The organism is Streptomyces sp. NPDC020362 (assembly GCF_040642095.1).
GTDB lineage: Bacteria > Actinomycetota > Actinomycetes > Streptomycetales > Streptomycetaceae > Streptomyces.
Genome location: NZ_JBFAET010000211.1, coordinates 1 through 14,867 on the forward strand (window position 1 = coordinate 1; position 14,867 = coordinate 14,867).

At 71.4% G+C, this 14,867-nt stretch carries 12 protein-coding genes and 1 pseudogene; 3 read left to right on the top strand and 10 right to left on the bottom strand.

Annotated elements, in window-relative coordinates; translation table 11 throughout:
- From AB0H32_RS40545 to xylB, 6 genes and pseudogenes are all read right to left on the bottom strand, one after another.
- Window positions 1-288: pseudogene (locus tag AB0H32_RS40545) on the bottom strand (transcriptional regulator); the annotation flags it as partial.
- A 79-nt stretch (window positions 289-367) separates the two neighbouring features.
- Complete coding sequence (locus AB0H32_RS40550) at window positions 368-970, bottom strand: N-acetylmuramoyl-L-alanine amidase (RefSeq protein ID WP_361132071.1); 603 nt, start codon at window positions 968-970, stop codon at window positions 368-370.
- A gap of 52 nt (window positions 971-1,022) precedes the next feature.
- Window positions 1,023-2,036, bottom strand: a complete 1,014-nt coding sequence (locus AB0H32_RS40555; RefSeq protein WP_361132074.1) for an acetamidase/formamidase family protein — start codon at window positions 2,034-2,036, stop codon at window positions 1,023-1,025.
- Window positions 2,033-3,544, bottom strand: a complete 1,512-nt coding sequence (locus AB0H32_RS40560; protein ID WP_361132077.1) for an APC family permease — start codon at window positions 3,542-3,544, stop codon at window positions 2,033-2,035. Before AB0H32_RS40560 ends, AB0H32_RS40555 begins: the two co-directional genes overlap by 4 nt.
- A 502-nt stretch (window positions 3,545-4,046) precedes the next feature.
- Entirely contained in the window at window positions 4,047-5,255 is a 1,209-nt protein-coding gene (locus AB0H32_RS40565) for an ROK family transcriptional regulator (RefSeq protein ID WP_361132079.1), read from the bottom strand.
- A gap of 104 nt (window positions 5,256-5,359) precedes the next feature.
- A complete protein-coding gene (xylB, locus tag AB0H32_RS40570) occupies window positions 5,360-6,805 on the bottom strand; it encodes a xylulokinase (protein ID WP_361132082.1) in 1,446 nt (481 codons plus the stop codon).
- A gap of 191 nt (window positions 6,806-6,996) precedes the next feature.
- Between xylB and xylA the strand changes: the two genes are divergently transcribed.
- The 3 genes from xylA (at window position 6,997) to AB0H32_RS40585 (ending at window position 10,521) form a co-directional block, all read left to right on the top strand.
- Window positions 6,997-8,163 (top strand): xylose isomerase, encoded by a 1,167-nt coding sequence (gene xylA / locus AB0H32_RS40575; protein ID WP_361132085.1) that lies wholly within the window; start codon window positions 6,997-6,999, stop codon window positions 8,161-8,163.
- Window positions 8,164-8,520: 357 nt separating this feature from the next.
- Window positions 8,521-8,682, top strand: a complete 162-nt coding sequence (locus AB0H32_RS40580; protein ID WP_361132088.1) for a hypothetical protein — start codon at window positions 8,521-8,523, stop codon at window positions 8,680-8,682.
- A gap of 894 nt (window positions 8,683-9,576) precedes the next feature.
- Entirely contained in the window at window positions 9,577-10,521 is a 945-nt protein-coding gene (locus AB0H32_RS40585) for a GNAT family N-acetyltransferase (protein WP_361132091.1), read from the top strand.
- On the opposite strand, the gene AB0H32_RS40590 is transcribed toward AB0H32_RS40585, so the two are convergent.
- The 4 genes from AB0H32_RS40590 to AB0H32_RS40605 form a co-directional block, all read right to left on the bottom strand.
- The gene (locus AB0H32_RS40590; protein ID WP_361132094.1) at window positions 10,438-11,823 is read right to left on the bottom strand and encodes a condensation domain-containing protein; all 1,386 of its coding nucleotides are present in this window, start codon (window positions 11,821-11,823) and stop codon (window positions 10,438-10,440) included. The genes AB0H32_RS40585 and AB0H32_RS40590 overlap by 84 nt on opposite strands.
- Window positions 11,814-13,340, bottom strand: coding sequence for a GMC oxidoreductase (locus AB0H32_RS40595; RefSeq protein ID WP_361132097.1), 1,527 nt, complete (start codon window positions 13,338-13,340; stop codon window positions 11,814-11,816). Before AB0H32_RS40595 ends, AB0H32_RS40590 begins: the two co-directional genes overlap by 10 nt.
- On the bottom strand, window positions 13,337-14,134 hold the full coding sequence (locus AB0H32_RS40600; protein ID WP_361132100.1) for a TIM barrel protein: 798 nt from the start codon (window positions 14,132-14,134) through the stop codon (window positions 13,337-13,339). The genes AB0H32_RS40595 and AB0H32_RS40600 overlap by 4 nt, the downstream gene beginning before the upstream one ends.
- A partial coding sequence (locus AB0H32_RS40605; RefSeq protein ID WP_361132103.1) for a phosphotransferase occupies window positions 14,131-14,867 on the bottom strand: 737 nt, incomplete at its 5' end. The genes AB0H32_RS40600 and AB0H32_RS40605, both read right to left, overlap by 4 nt.

The window sequence follows — 14,867 nt, forward strand, 5'->3', positions numbered from 1 at the left end:
GCCGTCGGAGGCGAACGTGCCCAGCAGCTCCCGGAACAAGGGCATCACCCGGGACAGCGGGTGCTCGGCCCGGTAGGCGCCGAGGTCGCCGTCGGTCAGCTCCACGCTCGCGGTCCCGTCCGGTCCCACACCGGCTCGCGCGCTGCGCCGCCAGGACTCGGCCACCACGGACCGGACCGGGCGCGGCACCGTGCCCGCCGTGGTGAACGTCTCGTGCGCCCGGCGCAGCGCCCGGACTCGCTCGGCTGGGTCGGCACCCGGCTCCAGGGCCACCCACGGATCGGTCAACTCGCCCTCCCCGGACGCTGAAACGGCTGGGACCATCGTCACGCGCCGTGTTCGCGCGGACAACCGGTTCGACGTCCGTCTAGGCGAAATTGACCAGTCTGATGTAGCGCACCCAGTCCCAGTCCGGTCCAGGATCGGTGTGGTCGCTGCCCGGCACCTGGTAGTGACCGATGATGTGGTCCCTGTCCTTGGGGATGCCGTACTTGGTGCACACCGCCGCCGTCAGCTTCGCCGACTGCTCGTAGAGGGCGTTCGTGAAATAGGCCGGCTGGTCGATCCAGCCCTCGTGCTCGATTCCGACGCTGCGGGTGTTGTAGTCCCAGTTGCCCGCGTGCCAGGCGATGTCGGCCTCGCGCACGCACTGGGCCACGTGCCCGTCCGCCGAGCGGACGACGTAGTGCGCGGACACCTTCTTCTGCGGGTTCTGGAAGATGGCCAGCGTGTCCGGGTACGTCTCCTGCGTGACGTGGATGATCACCCGGTCGACGGCGTAGGACGCGGGACGGTCGGAGGCGGTGTAGTTGCTGGTGTTCGCCGGCTGCCACTCGGCCGGGGGATAGTCGACGGCGCCCTGCGCCCCCGCGCGGGTGTCGGGGAGCAGCGCGTAGGGGACGGCGGCGAGGGCCGCGCCCTTCAGGATCCGTCGCCTGCTCAGGTGTGGTCGGGGCCGGTTCGTGTCCATCGTCGGCTGCCTTTCTGGTGGGGCTTCGCATGCCGGGGCGACTGACGCGACGTCAGAGGCGAAGTGCCCGAGCCGTCTCCCGCAGCCGCGCGTGCATACCGCGGTGAGTGTCCCGCGCGGGCAGCCACTCCTTGCGGAGCTTGGCCACGCACGTGTAGTTGGTGTCGCACACGTTGGCCAACGGTGATTCGGCCGCCTGGGTCGCGAACTGGTACGCGTCCAGCTCGCTGAACCCGAAGTCGCGCACCAGCCACCGCACCAGATCGAGCTGAGCCGTCCGGAACGCGTCCTCCAGGGGGCGTGCCGAGCCGGTCGAGATGAGATGGGTGTCCGATTCCAGCCGGGGCCAGGGGGTGACGACGTCCTTGAGGAGGTCGACGATCACCACGGTGTTCATCGCGCACTCCACGGCCACCCCGCAGGTCTCGCCCTCGCCCTGCCGGGCGTGCCCGTCGCCGAGGCTGAACAGCGCGCCCTCGACGTTGACCCCCAGGTAGCAGGTGACGCCGGCCCGCATCTCGGGCGTGTCCATGTTCCCGCCGTGCGCGTCCGGGACCAGGGCGGAACGCACCTCCAGGCTGGCGGGGGCCACGCCCACCGTGCCGTGCATCGGGTCGAGGGGCAGCTCCAGCTCGATGTCGCTGTCCTGGGCCCGGAACAGTGCGGTGCGCCGGGTCCGGTCGAGCTGCCAGATCCACACCCGCTCCGGGAGCGGCGGCTGCAGCGAGGCCGTGGTGTGGGTCGAGGTGAGCGCGCCGAAGAGGGGCACCGTGGTCGACGCGGCCCAGTCACGGGCCGGTTCGACGGACACGAAGTGCACGGCCACGGTGTCGCCGGGCTCTGCGCCCTCGATGTGGAAGGGGCCGGTCTGCGGATTGAGGAACGGGAACTCGCAGACCTGGGAGACGAGGTCCTTCTCGGACCGCACCCGGCCGGCGAAGCAGTCCTCTGTGTACAGGTCGAGGACAGTACCGGGCGCGATCCGGGCCACCGGCGGCGCACCGCCGAACGTCCAGGCGTACTCGTCCGGTCCCGGGCGGACGGTCAGGATGCGGGGGTCGGTCATCGGGGTGTCGGTCCTCTCCTGTGGGGCTGGTCATGGCTGGCGGAGCCTGTCGAGCCGACCGCGCCGGACTCTTCGAGGTGCACTCGCGCGGTCTCCGCGATCCGCTCGGGATGACGCCGTATCAGCACCAGCAGGACCACGACGCCGGCCGCCATCCAGACGCCGACCACCGGCCCGGCGTACGAGACCGGCGCCGTCAGCTCGGCCACGAAGTCGAACGCCGGGATCCCGGCGGCCGTCAGCAGGGCGGGGACGAACGCGACGATGCCGAGCACGGGCAGCAGCAGATGCCGTACGGGCCTCAGCGCCTCCCGTCTGCCGCGCAGGAAGTAGCCCGCGCAGGCCAGGTTCACGACGATGTAGACGCCGACGACGACCGTGACGATCACCGTGGCCAGGAGCAGGTACGCGGTCACCGGGTCGTAGCCGAAGCCGAGCGCCAGCACGGCACCGACCGCGACTGTCGTCTGCAGCACGATGCCCGCCACGGGGGAGCGGTGCCGGGGATGGAGGGTGGCGAGCAGGCGGGGCAGGACCCGGATGCGGGCCAGGGCGAAGGCCGTGCGGGTGGAGACGCCGGCGCACGCGTTGGCGTTGGCGATCGTCGAGTTGACCACTGCCAGGAAGACCAGCACCCAGAAGAGGCCGAAGGAGGCGCGGGCGACGCCCTCCCAGGACGCGGCGCCCGAGGCGCCGAATCTCGCGAAGCGGTCCGGCCCGAAGTAGACAGTCATCGCGTACGTCGTGATCACGTACAGCAGGCCGATGCCCAGGGCCGCCCCGAGGACCGCGCGATGCATGGTGCGGCGGGGATCGCGGGTCTCCTCGGCGAGCGGCGCCGCCGCCTCGAACCCGGCGAACGCGAGCACCGTGTACACGGACCCGGCGAAGACTCCGCCGACCCCGGCGTACCCGTCCGCGGTGTGCGAGGTTCCGAACACCGACAGGGTGTTGGCGTCACCGGCCTTCCCGATGAGCCAGATCGCGAACACCAGGAAGACGAGGACCTCGAAGATCCCGAGGACGGTGCCGAAGCGGGCAGAGGCACGGACACCGAGATGGCCGACGACGGCGATCACCGCCGCGCCCGCCAGCGCCCACGGCCACCACAGGCTCTCTGGATACGAGGACCACTCCTCGTGCAGCGTGCCTGCCGCGGTGAAACCGAGCTGCAGGAGCAGCAGCGGCGGGACCAGCATCTCCACGAAGACGTAGCCCCAGCCGACGAGGAAGCCGACGGCCGGATGCAGCCCCCGGGCGGCGTACGTGGCCACGGAGCCCGCCGCGGGTAACTCGCGTGCCAGCTCGGCCACGCAGGAAGCCGTGAACAGACAGGCCACCAGGGCTATCAGCACGGCCAGCGGGAGACTGCCGCCGGCGAAGGCGGCGCCCGAAGGAATGGAGGCGGCCACCGCGGCGGCCGGCGCCATCGCCGTGATGCTCTGGAACAGCACCTCGCGCAACCCGATGGCGTCACGGCGCAGTGCTCCGGTTGTCTCCTCGCGCATGTGTCCCCCGATACATGTCAGCCTGCCGGCACTCGTCGTCGCGGGTGGATCCCTTCGTCCTACGAGGGCTTCGCCGCGACGGACCGGCGGCATCACCTCGTGCGAATTACGGTACGGGGCGGGTGAGTTGGGCAGAAGGGCGCGCCTTGGTTCCGTGGACAACCCGCGGAGTGTGGACAACTCGGCCACCCGAACGGGTGAGCTGGAACCTTCACGGGCCCACGTGAGCCCGAACCTCCACAGGCATGTGCGAGCCGGTCTTCACGGGCCCGCGTGAGCGCGAGTCCTCACAGACCCGTGCGATCCCTCTGCCTCGCAGGGGCATGCCTTCCCGCAGATACGCCACGGTCCCGGCCCACGCCGCCGAGTGCAGCGCGGCCAGGGTGGAACGCCTCGCGGCGAGCTGCAGTCCGGCCAGTTCGCCCAGGGAGATCAGCCCGTGTCGGTCGTGCTCCTCGCTCAGCCGCCTCGGGCGTCGTCGGCGGGCCGCCGTCCCGCACCCTCAGGCCCGCTCCGCCACCGCCGCCGGATCGTCGAGGACGGCCCGGACGACCGAGTGGGCGGCGCCGAGGAGCGGGCCCTCGGGGCCCAGCCCGGACACCGACACCGGGCAGGCCGGTCCCGCCGTACGCCCCGTCAATTCGGCCTCCAGAGACGGCAGCAGCCAGGGGGAGAGGCCGGCGAGAGCCCCGCCCAGGACGACCGTTTCGGGGTCGAGCAGATTGACCGCCCCGGTCAGAGCTATGCCGAGCGCCGTACCGGCGTCGCGCAGGGCTCGCCGAACGGCCTCGTCGCCCTCCTCGGCCCGTCCCGCGAGCAGGCCGACGAGGTCCTCGCGCGGCTTCAGCCCGGCCGCGCGCAGCACCGCCTCCTCACCGGCGTACTGCTCCAGGCATCCGCGCCCGCCGCACGGGCAGGCAGGTCCGTCCGGGCGGACGGGTACATGGCCCAGCTCGCCCGCGAAGCCTCGGGTGCCGCGCAGCAGCTGTCCGTCCACGACGACCGCGGCGCCGATGCCGATCTCGGCCGACACGTGCAGGAAGTCGCGCGGTATGCCGCAACCGAGCCACAGCTCGGCCAGGGCACCGAAGTTGGCCTCGTTGTCCACGGTCAGCGGCAGGCCGTCGGGCAGCAGCGGGGCGAGGTCCGTGTCGTGCCAGTCGAGGTTCGGGGCGCGTACGACCGTACGGCCGTCGCGGGCCACCAGGCCCGGCACGGCGACCGCGAGACCCGCGGGCCACAGCCCTTCCCGCTCCGCCTCGTCCAGGACTCGGCGGATCAGCGCCGACAGTTCCTCCAGCACCGGCTCAGGGGCACGCCCCCGGTTGGCTCCGTGCCGCACCGCTCGCGCGCGGACCGCTCCGCGCAGGTCGACCACGCACGCCGCGAGGTGGTCGACGCCGATCTCCGCCCCGATGCCCGCGGGACCGTGCCCGCTCACCGCGAGGGCCGAGCCGGGGCGGCCCACCCGACCGGGCCGCTCCGGGCCCAGTTCCTCCAGCAGACCCCAGCCGATCAGCTCGTCCACGAGGGTCGACACCGCGGCCCGTGTGAGGCCGATGCGTGAGGCGACCGTGGCGCGCGACAGCGGACCTTCCGCGCTGACGGTGTGCATCACCCGGGCCAGGTTGCGCCGGCGCATGCCCCGCTGGGTGTCCGGCAGGGAGCGTGCGGTCCCGGGTACGTGGCTCTCGTGCAGTGGTGCGGTCATGCCTGCGTCAATCCTCGGTCTCTGCGGCCGGACTCGGCTCGGGGCTTTTGCAGCCGGGCTCGGGGTCTCTGCGGCCGGGCGCGGCTCCGGTGCCGTGGCCGGGCTCAGCGGGATTCCGTCCCCCGCTCCAGCAGCGGGCCCGCGTCGGAGAGTACCCCGCTGATCCTGGCCAGCGTCGCCTCGTCCCGCTCCACGGCCTGAAGCACCGGGCCCGCGGCCGTCTGCCAGCGGCGGGCCACAGCGGCCGGGTCCTCGCCGGTCAGCAGACCCGCTGCCTGCGCCGCCGCCCCGAGGGCGACCAGTTCCCTGGCCTCCGGGACCTGGACCGGCCGCCCCGACAGCCGCCGTACCGTCTGCTGCCAGGCGGTACCCCGGGCTCCGCCGCCGATCAGCACCAGAGGGGTGCTGCGGTCGGCGTCCTCGTCGAGGACGAGGTCGAGGGCTCCGAGCAGCGAGTGGACCGCCCCGTCGTAGGCGGCCTGCAGCAGCTGGCCCGCGGTCGTGTCGTGGCGCAGCCCGTGCAGCAGGCCCGAGGCGTTCGGCAGGTTCGGGGTGCGCTCGCCGTCCAGGTACGGCAGCAGGGTGACCGAAGCACCGGGCTCGACGGCCTCGCGGTCCAGGCCCAGCAGGGCCGCGACGCGGTCCACGGCGAGCGTGCAGTTCAGGGTGCAGGCCAGCGGGAGCCAGTCTCCGTGCGCGTCGGCGAAGCCCGCCACCGTACCCGTCGGGTCGGCGGGACGGTGCTTGGAGACGGCGTACACGGTGCCGGACGTGCCCAGGCTCAGCACCGCGGTGCCCGGGTGCAGGCCGAGGCCCATGGCGGCCGCCGCGTTGTCACCGGTGCCGGGGGCCACCAGCGTGCCCTTGGAGAACGGCAGGTCGTGGCTGTCGCGCACGGTGCCCGCCACCTCGCCGGGCCGCACCACCCGGGGCAGCAGAGCCGGGTCGAGCCCCACGTGAGCCAGGGTCGCCTCGTCGTACGTCTCCGTCCCCGATGCCCACCAGCCCGTGCCGGAGGCGTCGCCGCGGTCCGTGGTGCCCTGCCCGGTCAGGCGCTCGGTGAGGTAGTCGTGGGGGAGCCGTACCGCCCGGGTGGCCCTGACCGCCTCCGGCTCGTGCTCGGTCAGCCACGCCCACTTGGTGACCGTGAACGACGCCCCGGGCACGCTGCCGGTGCGCTCCGCCCAGCCTTTCGGGCCGCCCAGCTCGTCGACGAGCCGGCGGGCCTGTGGTGCCGAGCGGACGTCGTTCCACAGCAGGGCGGGGCGCACCGGCTCGCCCCGCTCGTCCAGGGTGACCAGGCCGTGCTGCTGGCCGCCGATCGACACCGCGGCGGCCTCGTGGGCGGCGTCACCGCACTGGCGCAGTGCCTCGCGCAGGGCGTCCCACCACTGGCGCGGATCACTCTCCCGGCCCACACCGGAGGACACGGTGTGCGGTGCCTGGCCGCTCGCCACGACCTCCCCGGTCGACGCGTCGACGACCAGCGCCTTCGTGGACTGGGTGGACGTGTCCACGCCGACGACGAGCGGACCCTCGGCTGCTGACATCGGGCTCTCCTCTTCCGCGTCCCTGCGGGATGTGCTGTGAGCTGGCAGGACGTCTGCAACGACACCGGTCGAAGACATCCGTCGAAGACACCGTGTCGTCAAAGACATCTTGTCTCTTCCCTGCGGTGCGTCGGCATACTAATTTGTAAACGGCCATGACGAAATAGTCGTACCCAGCAAGGAGCCGCGGCATGAGCTACCAGCCCACCCCCGAGGACAGGTTCACCTTCGGCCTGTGGACCGTCGGCTGGCAGGGAAGGGACCCGTTCGGAGACGCCACCCGCCGCGCCCTCGACCCGGTCGAGACGGTGCAGCGCCTGGCAGGCCTCGGCGCCTACGGGGTGACCTTCCACGACGACGACCTGATCCCCTTCGGGTCCTCGGACACCGAGCGCGAGTCGCACGTCAAGCGCTTCCGCCAGGCCCTGGACGCGACCGGCATGACCGTGCCGATGGCCACCACGAACCTCTTCACGCACCCCGTCTTCAAGGACGGCGCCTTCACCGCCAACGACTGCGACGTCCGCCGCTACGCGCTGCGCAAGACCATCCGGAACATCGACCTCGCCGCCGAGCTGGGCGCGAAGACCTACGTCGCCTGGGGCGGCCGCGAGGGCGCCGAGTCCGGTGCCGCCAAGGACGTGCGCGCCGCCCTCGACCGGATGAAGGAGGCCTTCGACCTGCTCGGCGAGTACGTCACCGCCCAGGGATACGACATCCGCTTCGCCATCGAGCCCAAGCCGAACGAGCCGCGCGGCGACATCCTGCTGCCCACCGTCGGTCACGCGCTGGCCTTCATCGAGCGCCTGGAGCGCCCCGAGCTGTACGGCGTCAACCCCGAGGTGGGCCACGAGCAGATGGCGGGGCTGAACTTCCCGCACGGCATCGCACAGGCCCTGTGGGCGGGCAAGCTCTTCCACATCGATCTCAATGGCCAGTCCGGCATCAAGTACGACCAGGACCTGCGCTTCGGCGCGGGTGACCTGCGGGCCGCCTTCTGGCTCGTCGGCCTCCTGGAGAGCGCCGGTTACGCGGGGCCCCGCCACTTCGACTTCAAGCCGCCGCGGACCGAGGACCTCGACGGCGTCTGGGCCTCGGCGGCCGGATGCATGCGCAACTACCTCATCCTGAAGGAGCGTTCGGCCGCCTTCCGCGCCGACCCGGAGGTCCAGGAAGCCCTGCGCGCCTCGCGCCTCGACAAGCTGGCCCAGCCGACCGCGGCGGACGGCCTGCAGGCCCTGCTCGCCGACCGCACGGCCTTCGAGGACTTCGACGTGGAGGCGGCCGCCGCACGCGGGATGGCCTTCGAACGGCTCGACCAGCTGGCGATGGACCACCTGCTCGGCGCACGGGGCTGAGCGGGCACGCGCGCGTGGAGGCCCTGTCGGCTTCCGCGCGCGTGAGGGCGGGGTCGGCTTCCACGCGCGCGTGAGCCCCAGGTCTGCCATCCGGCCTTCACGGGCGCGTGCTTGCCGCATCCGCAGGCGTCGCTGGCCCTGACGTCCCGCCGATTGCACTTCACGCTGGCCGGGCGAATCGTGCGGTCCGTGCCATGAGCCGCCGTCAGCTTCTGTGCGCCGGTCCCCTCCTGACCCGACGGCGGCGACTCTGGAGGGTCTGTCGCTGCCTGCCTCCCGTACCGCCTGCGCCACCCGAACCACCGGACGGAACCCGGCCGCCTTCGGGCGGTGGCTTCGGACCGCCGAACTGAGGTTATGGCCCGCCTCCGTCGGTCGAGCCGGGCCAGGCACGGTTTCCGGAGCCACCACGGCGCCCGAGGCCCGCTGTTCGCCCTCCTGGCCGTCCTGGTGGCCGCCGCAGCCGTCCTCGCCGTGCTCCTCATGACCTCCGGGCATGACGGCTCGACCCACAAGTAAGGGCTCGGAGAACGGCGGTACGACCACGAGCCGGGCCACTGCCATGTCGGGCCCATCGGGCACCTCGGCCAGCGACGCAACCTGACACCGGCCTCATGCCGCTCCTTTGAGGAGCGCCTTGTCCTGTCCAGGCTGCAACACCGGCTCAAGGCAAAGGCCATTGCATTGATCTCCGCGATAAGCTGCAGAAATGGCAACAACTCTAGATCAGGCGCGCCACCGGCTTTCCATACTTCCAGAGCTGGGGGAGCCTGTCAGTGACCCCACTCCTGCTCGGTCCCTGGAGCAGGACGCTGCCCTCGTAGGACGACTGCTCGCAGTCGGAGACGTGTGGACAGACGATCCCATGGAGGATGTACGGGCGGCGTTGAATCTGTTGGAAGGCATGCGGTCCGCCATGGACCGGCTTGAGGCACAAGTAGTGCTGGAAGCTCTGCGCCGCGCCAAGACCGGATGATTGACGCGGTTCTTCCGCGCTGATCAGTGCCAGATGCGGGCGTAGTGGATCAGGGAGCGTTTCGGTACCAGTGGCAGATGGCCGAGTTGTGGGCCAGGAGTCGCCGGTGGAGGTCCTGGTTCACAGGCCGGGGAGCACCCGGCTGCCGGTTGCCCAGCCGTAGCTGGCCCTTGATTGCCGGGTTCACCGACTCGATACGCTGCCGAAGCCTGCCGGCGATCAGCCACTTCCAATCCAGTGCAGCGCTCAGGGTGACCGGCGGTCACCAGCACTTGCGTCCGAGCCCCTCCGGGAAAGTTCCTCCCTGCGCCATTGCCCGTGTCGTCGCTGGGCATCAGGAAGCTGTCCTGCCGGAAAATGATGGTAGGTCGGGCCGAGGCCGAAGCAAGCGGCGGGTAGCGTGACGTGCCATGACGGCCACTGAATCGGCGCGCCTCGTGATCGCCCACGTGAACGCCGATGAAGCATTGCACCGCGACTTTGTCGCCGATCCTCCGGACGCTCACATAGTGCGTGTGAGGAATCCCGATCCGACGCTACGGGAAGAATTCGAGAGAGCCGGTTTCCTCCTCACCCCCGGCTGGGTCAACTGGATAGCCCCGGTACGGAGTTCCGAAGAGGAGTACCTCGCCGGTCTCGTTCCAGGGGAGCGCAAGGAGATCCGGCGGGTCCGGCGGATGCTGGAGCGTGACGGCGTCACGCTCCACGTCACGCACGGCATCGACGAGGGCGACCTGGAACGGTTCCTGACGCTCTACGACCGGCAAGTCGAGCGCATGCCTCAGGGCGTGAACTTCCTGAGGAGACAGCTCCGGCAGATACGCGCCGAGCACGACCGGATCATCGCAGGCTTCGCCCTGGCCGACGGAGTCATGGTCGCGGGCTGCCTCGGTTGGATCCGGCGCGACGGTGCGCTGCTCCACCTGCGGTTCTCCGCGACCGACACCAGCGGCAGACTCAACGGTGCGGTGCGCGGCGTGTACTTGAAGATGTTCCAGGCCGCCCGGGAGCGAGGCTGCGACTGGATCTCGCTCGGCAACGACCCCGCGCTGTACGGACACACCGTCCAGCCCGGGCTGTTCGTCTTCAAGAGCCGGCTCGGCTTCACGCCCGTCGCCTCGCGTGCGGTCGACGTGACGATTCCCAGTGACGAGGCGGACCTGATCCTCGATCTCGGTCCGCTGGCGCGCCCGTCGGTGATGCTGGCCCACCATGATGCGCCCGTGAGTGGACCGGTTTCGCTCGACGAAGCCCCGCGGCTACGCGCTGTCGTACTCTCGGACGGGCTTGAGTACGAGCTACAGGGCCTGCGCACCGACGCCGTGGCCGTGATCGAGCGGCGCCGTGTCCCCGCTCGCCTCCGCGATGACCGAGGCGAATGAGGTCACGTAGGCCCGGACGCTCTTCCTCGCCGTTTCGGTGGCGGGATACCGCACATGCGCGAACAGACCGCTGCTCGTCCTGCTGACCCACATGTCCACTCCTGCTCCGCTGCGGGAGCAGGTGAGGATGTGCGCCCGCACCCGCTCGTGCTGCGCTGACCCTGCGAACCCGCGGTAGTCCACGTACGACAGCCAGGACGCGGGCTGGTCGAGAGCGCGGTGGCGGAGCTGTGCGAGAACCTTGTCGGCCGGCACGGAACGATGCACCAGAGCCGTCCGCACGGCGGCGTCGGCCCGGGCCAGGACCGGGTCGAAACCCTGGCCGTACGGTACGTCGAAGGCGATGGGCAGTCCGTTGACGAACCAGCCCATCGAGGCCTTCGTACGATCGTCGCGCGTGTGCACCGGGATGATCGTCCGGAACCGTTCGGCACCGGAGCACAGGGCGAGGGCGGCGAGCAGGCCTGCGAGGAATCCGGCGCCGCCGCGCCTGCACCGCCGCTCCAGCCGTTCGGCGCGGTCCGCGTCCGCCAGCGGGAACTCCTCGGCCCGCAGGGGCGTCAGGGCGCAGGGCGGCGTCCCGAGGTCGACGGGGAAGCGCACAGCGGGGGAGTCCGCGGGGCCGAGCATGCCGTGCCACAGAGCCGCGGCCGCGTCGAGTCGCCCCCGCGAGACATCCGCGGCCTCCTCGGCGCAGTAGTCCAGAAAACTGCCCGCCCGGGGTACGGCGGGAGGCAGCCCGCCGGCCGCGGCCGCGTACAGTTCCCCGATCTCGTCGACGGCCAGGGCGAGTGAGTACAGGTCGGTCACGCTGTGGTCGAAGGCCATGAGGAGGGTGCCGCCCTCCTGCCTCAGCACCGCGGCGAAGGCGTACGCCGGCCACCGGGCCGGGTCGGTCCGGTCGTCGAAGATACGACCCAGCCGCGCCGCTACCTGCCGTCCCGAGGCGTACGTCCCCACAGTGACGGGCCGCGTGGCGACCGCTGCGGGGGGAAGTACCCATCGCCGCAGGCCGCCTCGCTCCCTGTGGAAGCCGCTGCGCAGCGTGTCGTGCCGGGCGACGAAGGAACGCAGCGCCGCACCGAGGGCGTCGGGGTCCACCCGTCCCTGCAGATCCAGGGACGCCGCGTACCACCGCGGTGCGCGTGCCGACGGTGCGCGCCCCAGGTGAGCGGTGAGATGGGCGCACTGGTTGGCGGAGGCGGGAGCCCAGTGCGGCCGTGGCGTCGAGGACGCGGTGACGCGCCACTCCACGAGCCGGCCCGGGCCCGGATCGAAATCGCTCAGCGCGATCATGCGCATGGCGCACTCCCGGCCCGGCTCGCCGCGCCCGGCTGCGCCAGCTTCCTGGCGAGCCGGTGGACCAGGGCGAGCGTGGTGAGGGAGGGATTGGCCGCGCCGAGCCGTGGGAACGTGGCCGGGCCTGCGGCGTGGAGGCCCCTGACGGCGTGGAATTGATGGTCGTCGTCGAGGATGTCGCCCAGGGGGAGGGTCCCGCCTTCGTGATCCTCCGTTCCTACGCTGTTGCACCAGGTGACCGGCGTGTTGACCGCCATGGCGTCCACGGCCTCCGGCAGCGCGCAGTCGTTGCCGCGGTCCGGCCGGTCGTAGTCGGCGAACGACAAGGGCGCGGCGGGGATGCCGAGCAGTTCGCAGACGGCAGCCAGGTACTCCGTGAGCAGGTGCTGCTGGCGGGTCAGCAGCTCGCGGTCGTGGACCGAGGGAGCCGAGCTGACCCGGACGGGCCAGGGATACGTCGGGCCGGGCACGCATTCCACGTAGCTCTCGTCGCAGGGCATCTGCTCGCCCATGGCTCGCACTTCCAGCAGCACATCCCCGTGCGGGCGGAGGTGAACGTCGACGAAGAGGTTCGACCGTGCCTCCTGCGGACCGTGAGCCATGTACGAGCCGGGCGGGAGGGCTTTGACGAGGCGGGCGGCCTCGTCGCCTTCCAGCCGGAGGAAGACCCCCTGCACGATGTGGTCCGCGAGGCGCCCGAGGCGCGGCCGGCGACTGCCGTCGGCGTCGACCAGTGCCTGGATGGCCAGCCGGGTGCTCTCCACCGTGCCGGCACAAAGAACCACACGATCGGCCGCGATGTCCGTTTCGGGCCCGGATTCCGGTTCCGTGGGACGGATGACGACGCCCCGGCAGACGCCGTTCTCGACCTTGACGCGCACTGCGGTGACACCGGTCAGAAAGCGAATACCCTCCGGCTCGCGTGTCCCTGTGCCGGTCTCGCCGTCACGCCATGCGTCCAGGGGGGAGTAGGCGTACCAGCGGCCCGACCTGTCGCGACTGGGCCGTCTCGCTCGGGGGGTCGGGCGCAGCGCCGTGCCCGCGAACTCGACTTCGGTGTGCTCGCCGGTCCCGTCCGTGCCCTGCCAGGCGCGCAACTCCTGGCCGACACGGTCGTACAACGGGGCTCCGCCCTGCCAGGACTCGGTGAGGTCGCGGACGACACGGCGTGGCCAGTGCGGCTCCGCAAGGGCCCAGTCCTCCAGCGGCAGCGTCACGCCGTACCAGTAGAGCGATCTGCCGCCGAGCCGTCGGCGCACTCCGGAAGCGCCGGTGTAGTGCGGCGGGGTGAGCGAGGTCCAGGGCCGGCGAAAGGTGCTGTCGGTGTCGGGGGCCAGCCACAGGCGGAGGGCGTCCTCGCCGGACTCGGTCATGTTCACATGGCGAAGCTCGGTTCGGGACCCGGCTTCGAGCACGAGGACGTCGCCGGCCCCGTACGTCTCCAGCTGCCGGGCCAGTTCGAGCCCTGCGAGGCCGCCACCGACGATGACGGTGCGGGACGTGCCGGTCGCGGGTTTCATGCAGCACTCCTGTCGCTGCCGGAGGACGAAGACGGGGCGGGGGCGAAGAGAGCGTGGGCCTGTCGGAGCGCGTCCTCCGGATTGCCGCGCGGTATGAACTCGTGACCGACGAAGCCGCTGTAGCCGCGCTCGCGCAGCAGCAGGCCGATCGCGGGCCAGTTGACCTCCTGCTGGTGGTCGAGCTCCTGGCGTCCGGGCACGCCGGCCGTGTGGAAGTGGCCGATCCTGTCGAGGTGGGTACTGATCGTGCGCAGCAGGTCTCCCTCCATCAGCTGCATGTGGTAGACGTCGTAGAGCAGCCGCAGTGCGGGCGAGCCGACCAGGTCCACGACGGCCGCGCCCCACGCGGTCGTACGGCACTGGTGACCGGGGTGGTCCACCTTGGTGTTCAGCGGTTCGAGCAGAAGGCCGACGCCGGCCTGTTCCGCCCTCTTTGCCAAGGGGGCGATCCCCTCTGCGCAGATGGCGATGGCTTCCTCGTCCGTCGCCGTGCCGGTGTCCCCGGACATGACCGAGAGGTTCAGGACGCCGGCCTCCACCGCGCGGTCCAGGCCACGCAGCACCTGATCGCTGAGGTCGGCGTGGTGCGCCCGGTTGTTGAAGCCGATGTCGATGGACTCGTGCCCGTCGACGACGACCAGGTCCAGACCGAGGTCGCGGGCGGCGGGCCAGAGTTCCTCCGGGAGGAAGTCCACGCCCTCCAGCCCGATGGCGGCCGCCAGGCCCAGCAGGTCGGGGTGCTGCACGGGAGCCTCGGCGAAGGACCACCAGGCGAAGCTCTGGCGATAGCTCATGGTCTTGCTCCTTGGGCATATGCGGACAGCGGGGGGGAATTCAGGGCAGTCACCAGGCGGTGGACCCAGTCCTGGACGAGTTCGAGGAAGCCGTCTCCCGGCCCGACGGCGTCGACGATGCGGCGGTGGCCCTCGGCCTGGTAGGCGGCTCCCAGGGCCGGTGCGGCGTCGAGTGCCACGCCCAGCTCCCGTTCCGGGACCAGATCGGCCCACACGGAGGCCACGGCGGCCCGTGCCCGTGTCCACTCCGCTGCCGAGGCGGTTTTGAGGGGGCGCACGAGGTCGACGAAGGGATGGCTGATGCCGCAGTCGGTCCAGTCGATGAACATCCAGCTCTCCCCGGTCCAGCCGGCGTTGTCCTGCTGGACGTCGCCGTGGACCAGAGTCGCGGGCAGACCTGCCCGGGACACGTCGTGCAGCAGCGAGGCGAGGGCCGGCAGCACGGCCCGCAGGGCGCGCGCCTCTTCCGTTCCGAGAAGATCCGTACGGGCCGCGAGCGCCTCCATGTCCGCGAGCATGTGCTCCAGCCCCCGGTCCGGGCAGCCGAGGAGAGCGAGTTCCTGTGTCCTCCCGGCGGTCTCGCGCTGGAACCGCGCGAGGCAGGCCAGGGCCTGGTCGGGGGTGTGGCCGGGCTGAGCCGCGACACCGGTCTCCCGCACGATGTGGAAGCGCAGCGACCGGGTGTCACGGACACAGCTGTGCAGCGGCTGCACCATCCGCACGTGCTCCTCGC

Coding starts and splice junctions, on each gene's coding strand:
- xylA (WP_361132085.1), top strand. CDS start 6,997: ATGAGCTACCAGCCCACCCCCGAGGACAGGTTCACCTTCGGCCTGTGG.
- AB0H32_RS40565 (WP_361132079.1), bottom strand. CDS start 5,255: ATGACCGCACCACTGCACGAGAGCCACGTACCCGGGACCGCACGCTCC.
- AB0H32_RS40600 (WP_361132100.1), bottom strand. CDS start 14,134: ATGAGCTATCGCCAGAGCTTCGCCTGGTGGTCCTTCGCCGAGGCTCCC.
- AB0H32_RS40590 (WP_361132094.1), bottom strand. CDS start 11,823: ATGCGCATGATCGCGCTGAGCGATTTCGATCCGGGCCCGGGCCGGCTC.
- AB0H32_RS40550 (WP_361132071.1), bottom strand. CDS start 970: ATGGACACGAACCGGCCCCGACCACACCTGAGCAGGCGACGGATCCTG.
- AB0H32_RS40555 (WP_361132074.1), bottom strand. CDS start 2,036: ATGACCGACCCCCGCATCCTGACCGTCCGCCCGGGACCGGACGAGTAC.
- AB0H32_RS40560 (WP_361132077.1), bottom strand. CDS start 3,544: ATGCGCGAGGAGACAACCGGAGCACTGCGCCGTGACGCCATCGGGTTG.
- AB0H32_RS40595 (WP_361132097.1), bottom strand. CDS start 13,340: ATGAAACCCGCGACCGGCACGTCCCGCACCGTCATCGTCGGTGGCGGC.
- xylB (WP_361132082.1), bottom strand. CDS start 6,805: ATGTCAGCAGCCGAGGGTCCGCTCGTCGTCGGCGTGGACACGTCCACC.
- AB0H32_RS40580 (WP_361132088.1), top strand. CDS start 8,521: ATGGCCCGCCTCCGTCGGTCGAGCCGGGCCAGGCACGGTTTCCGGAGC.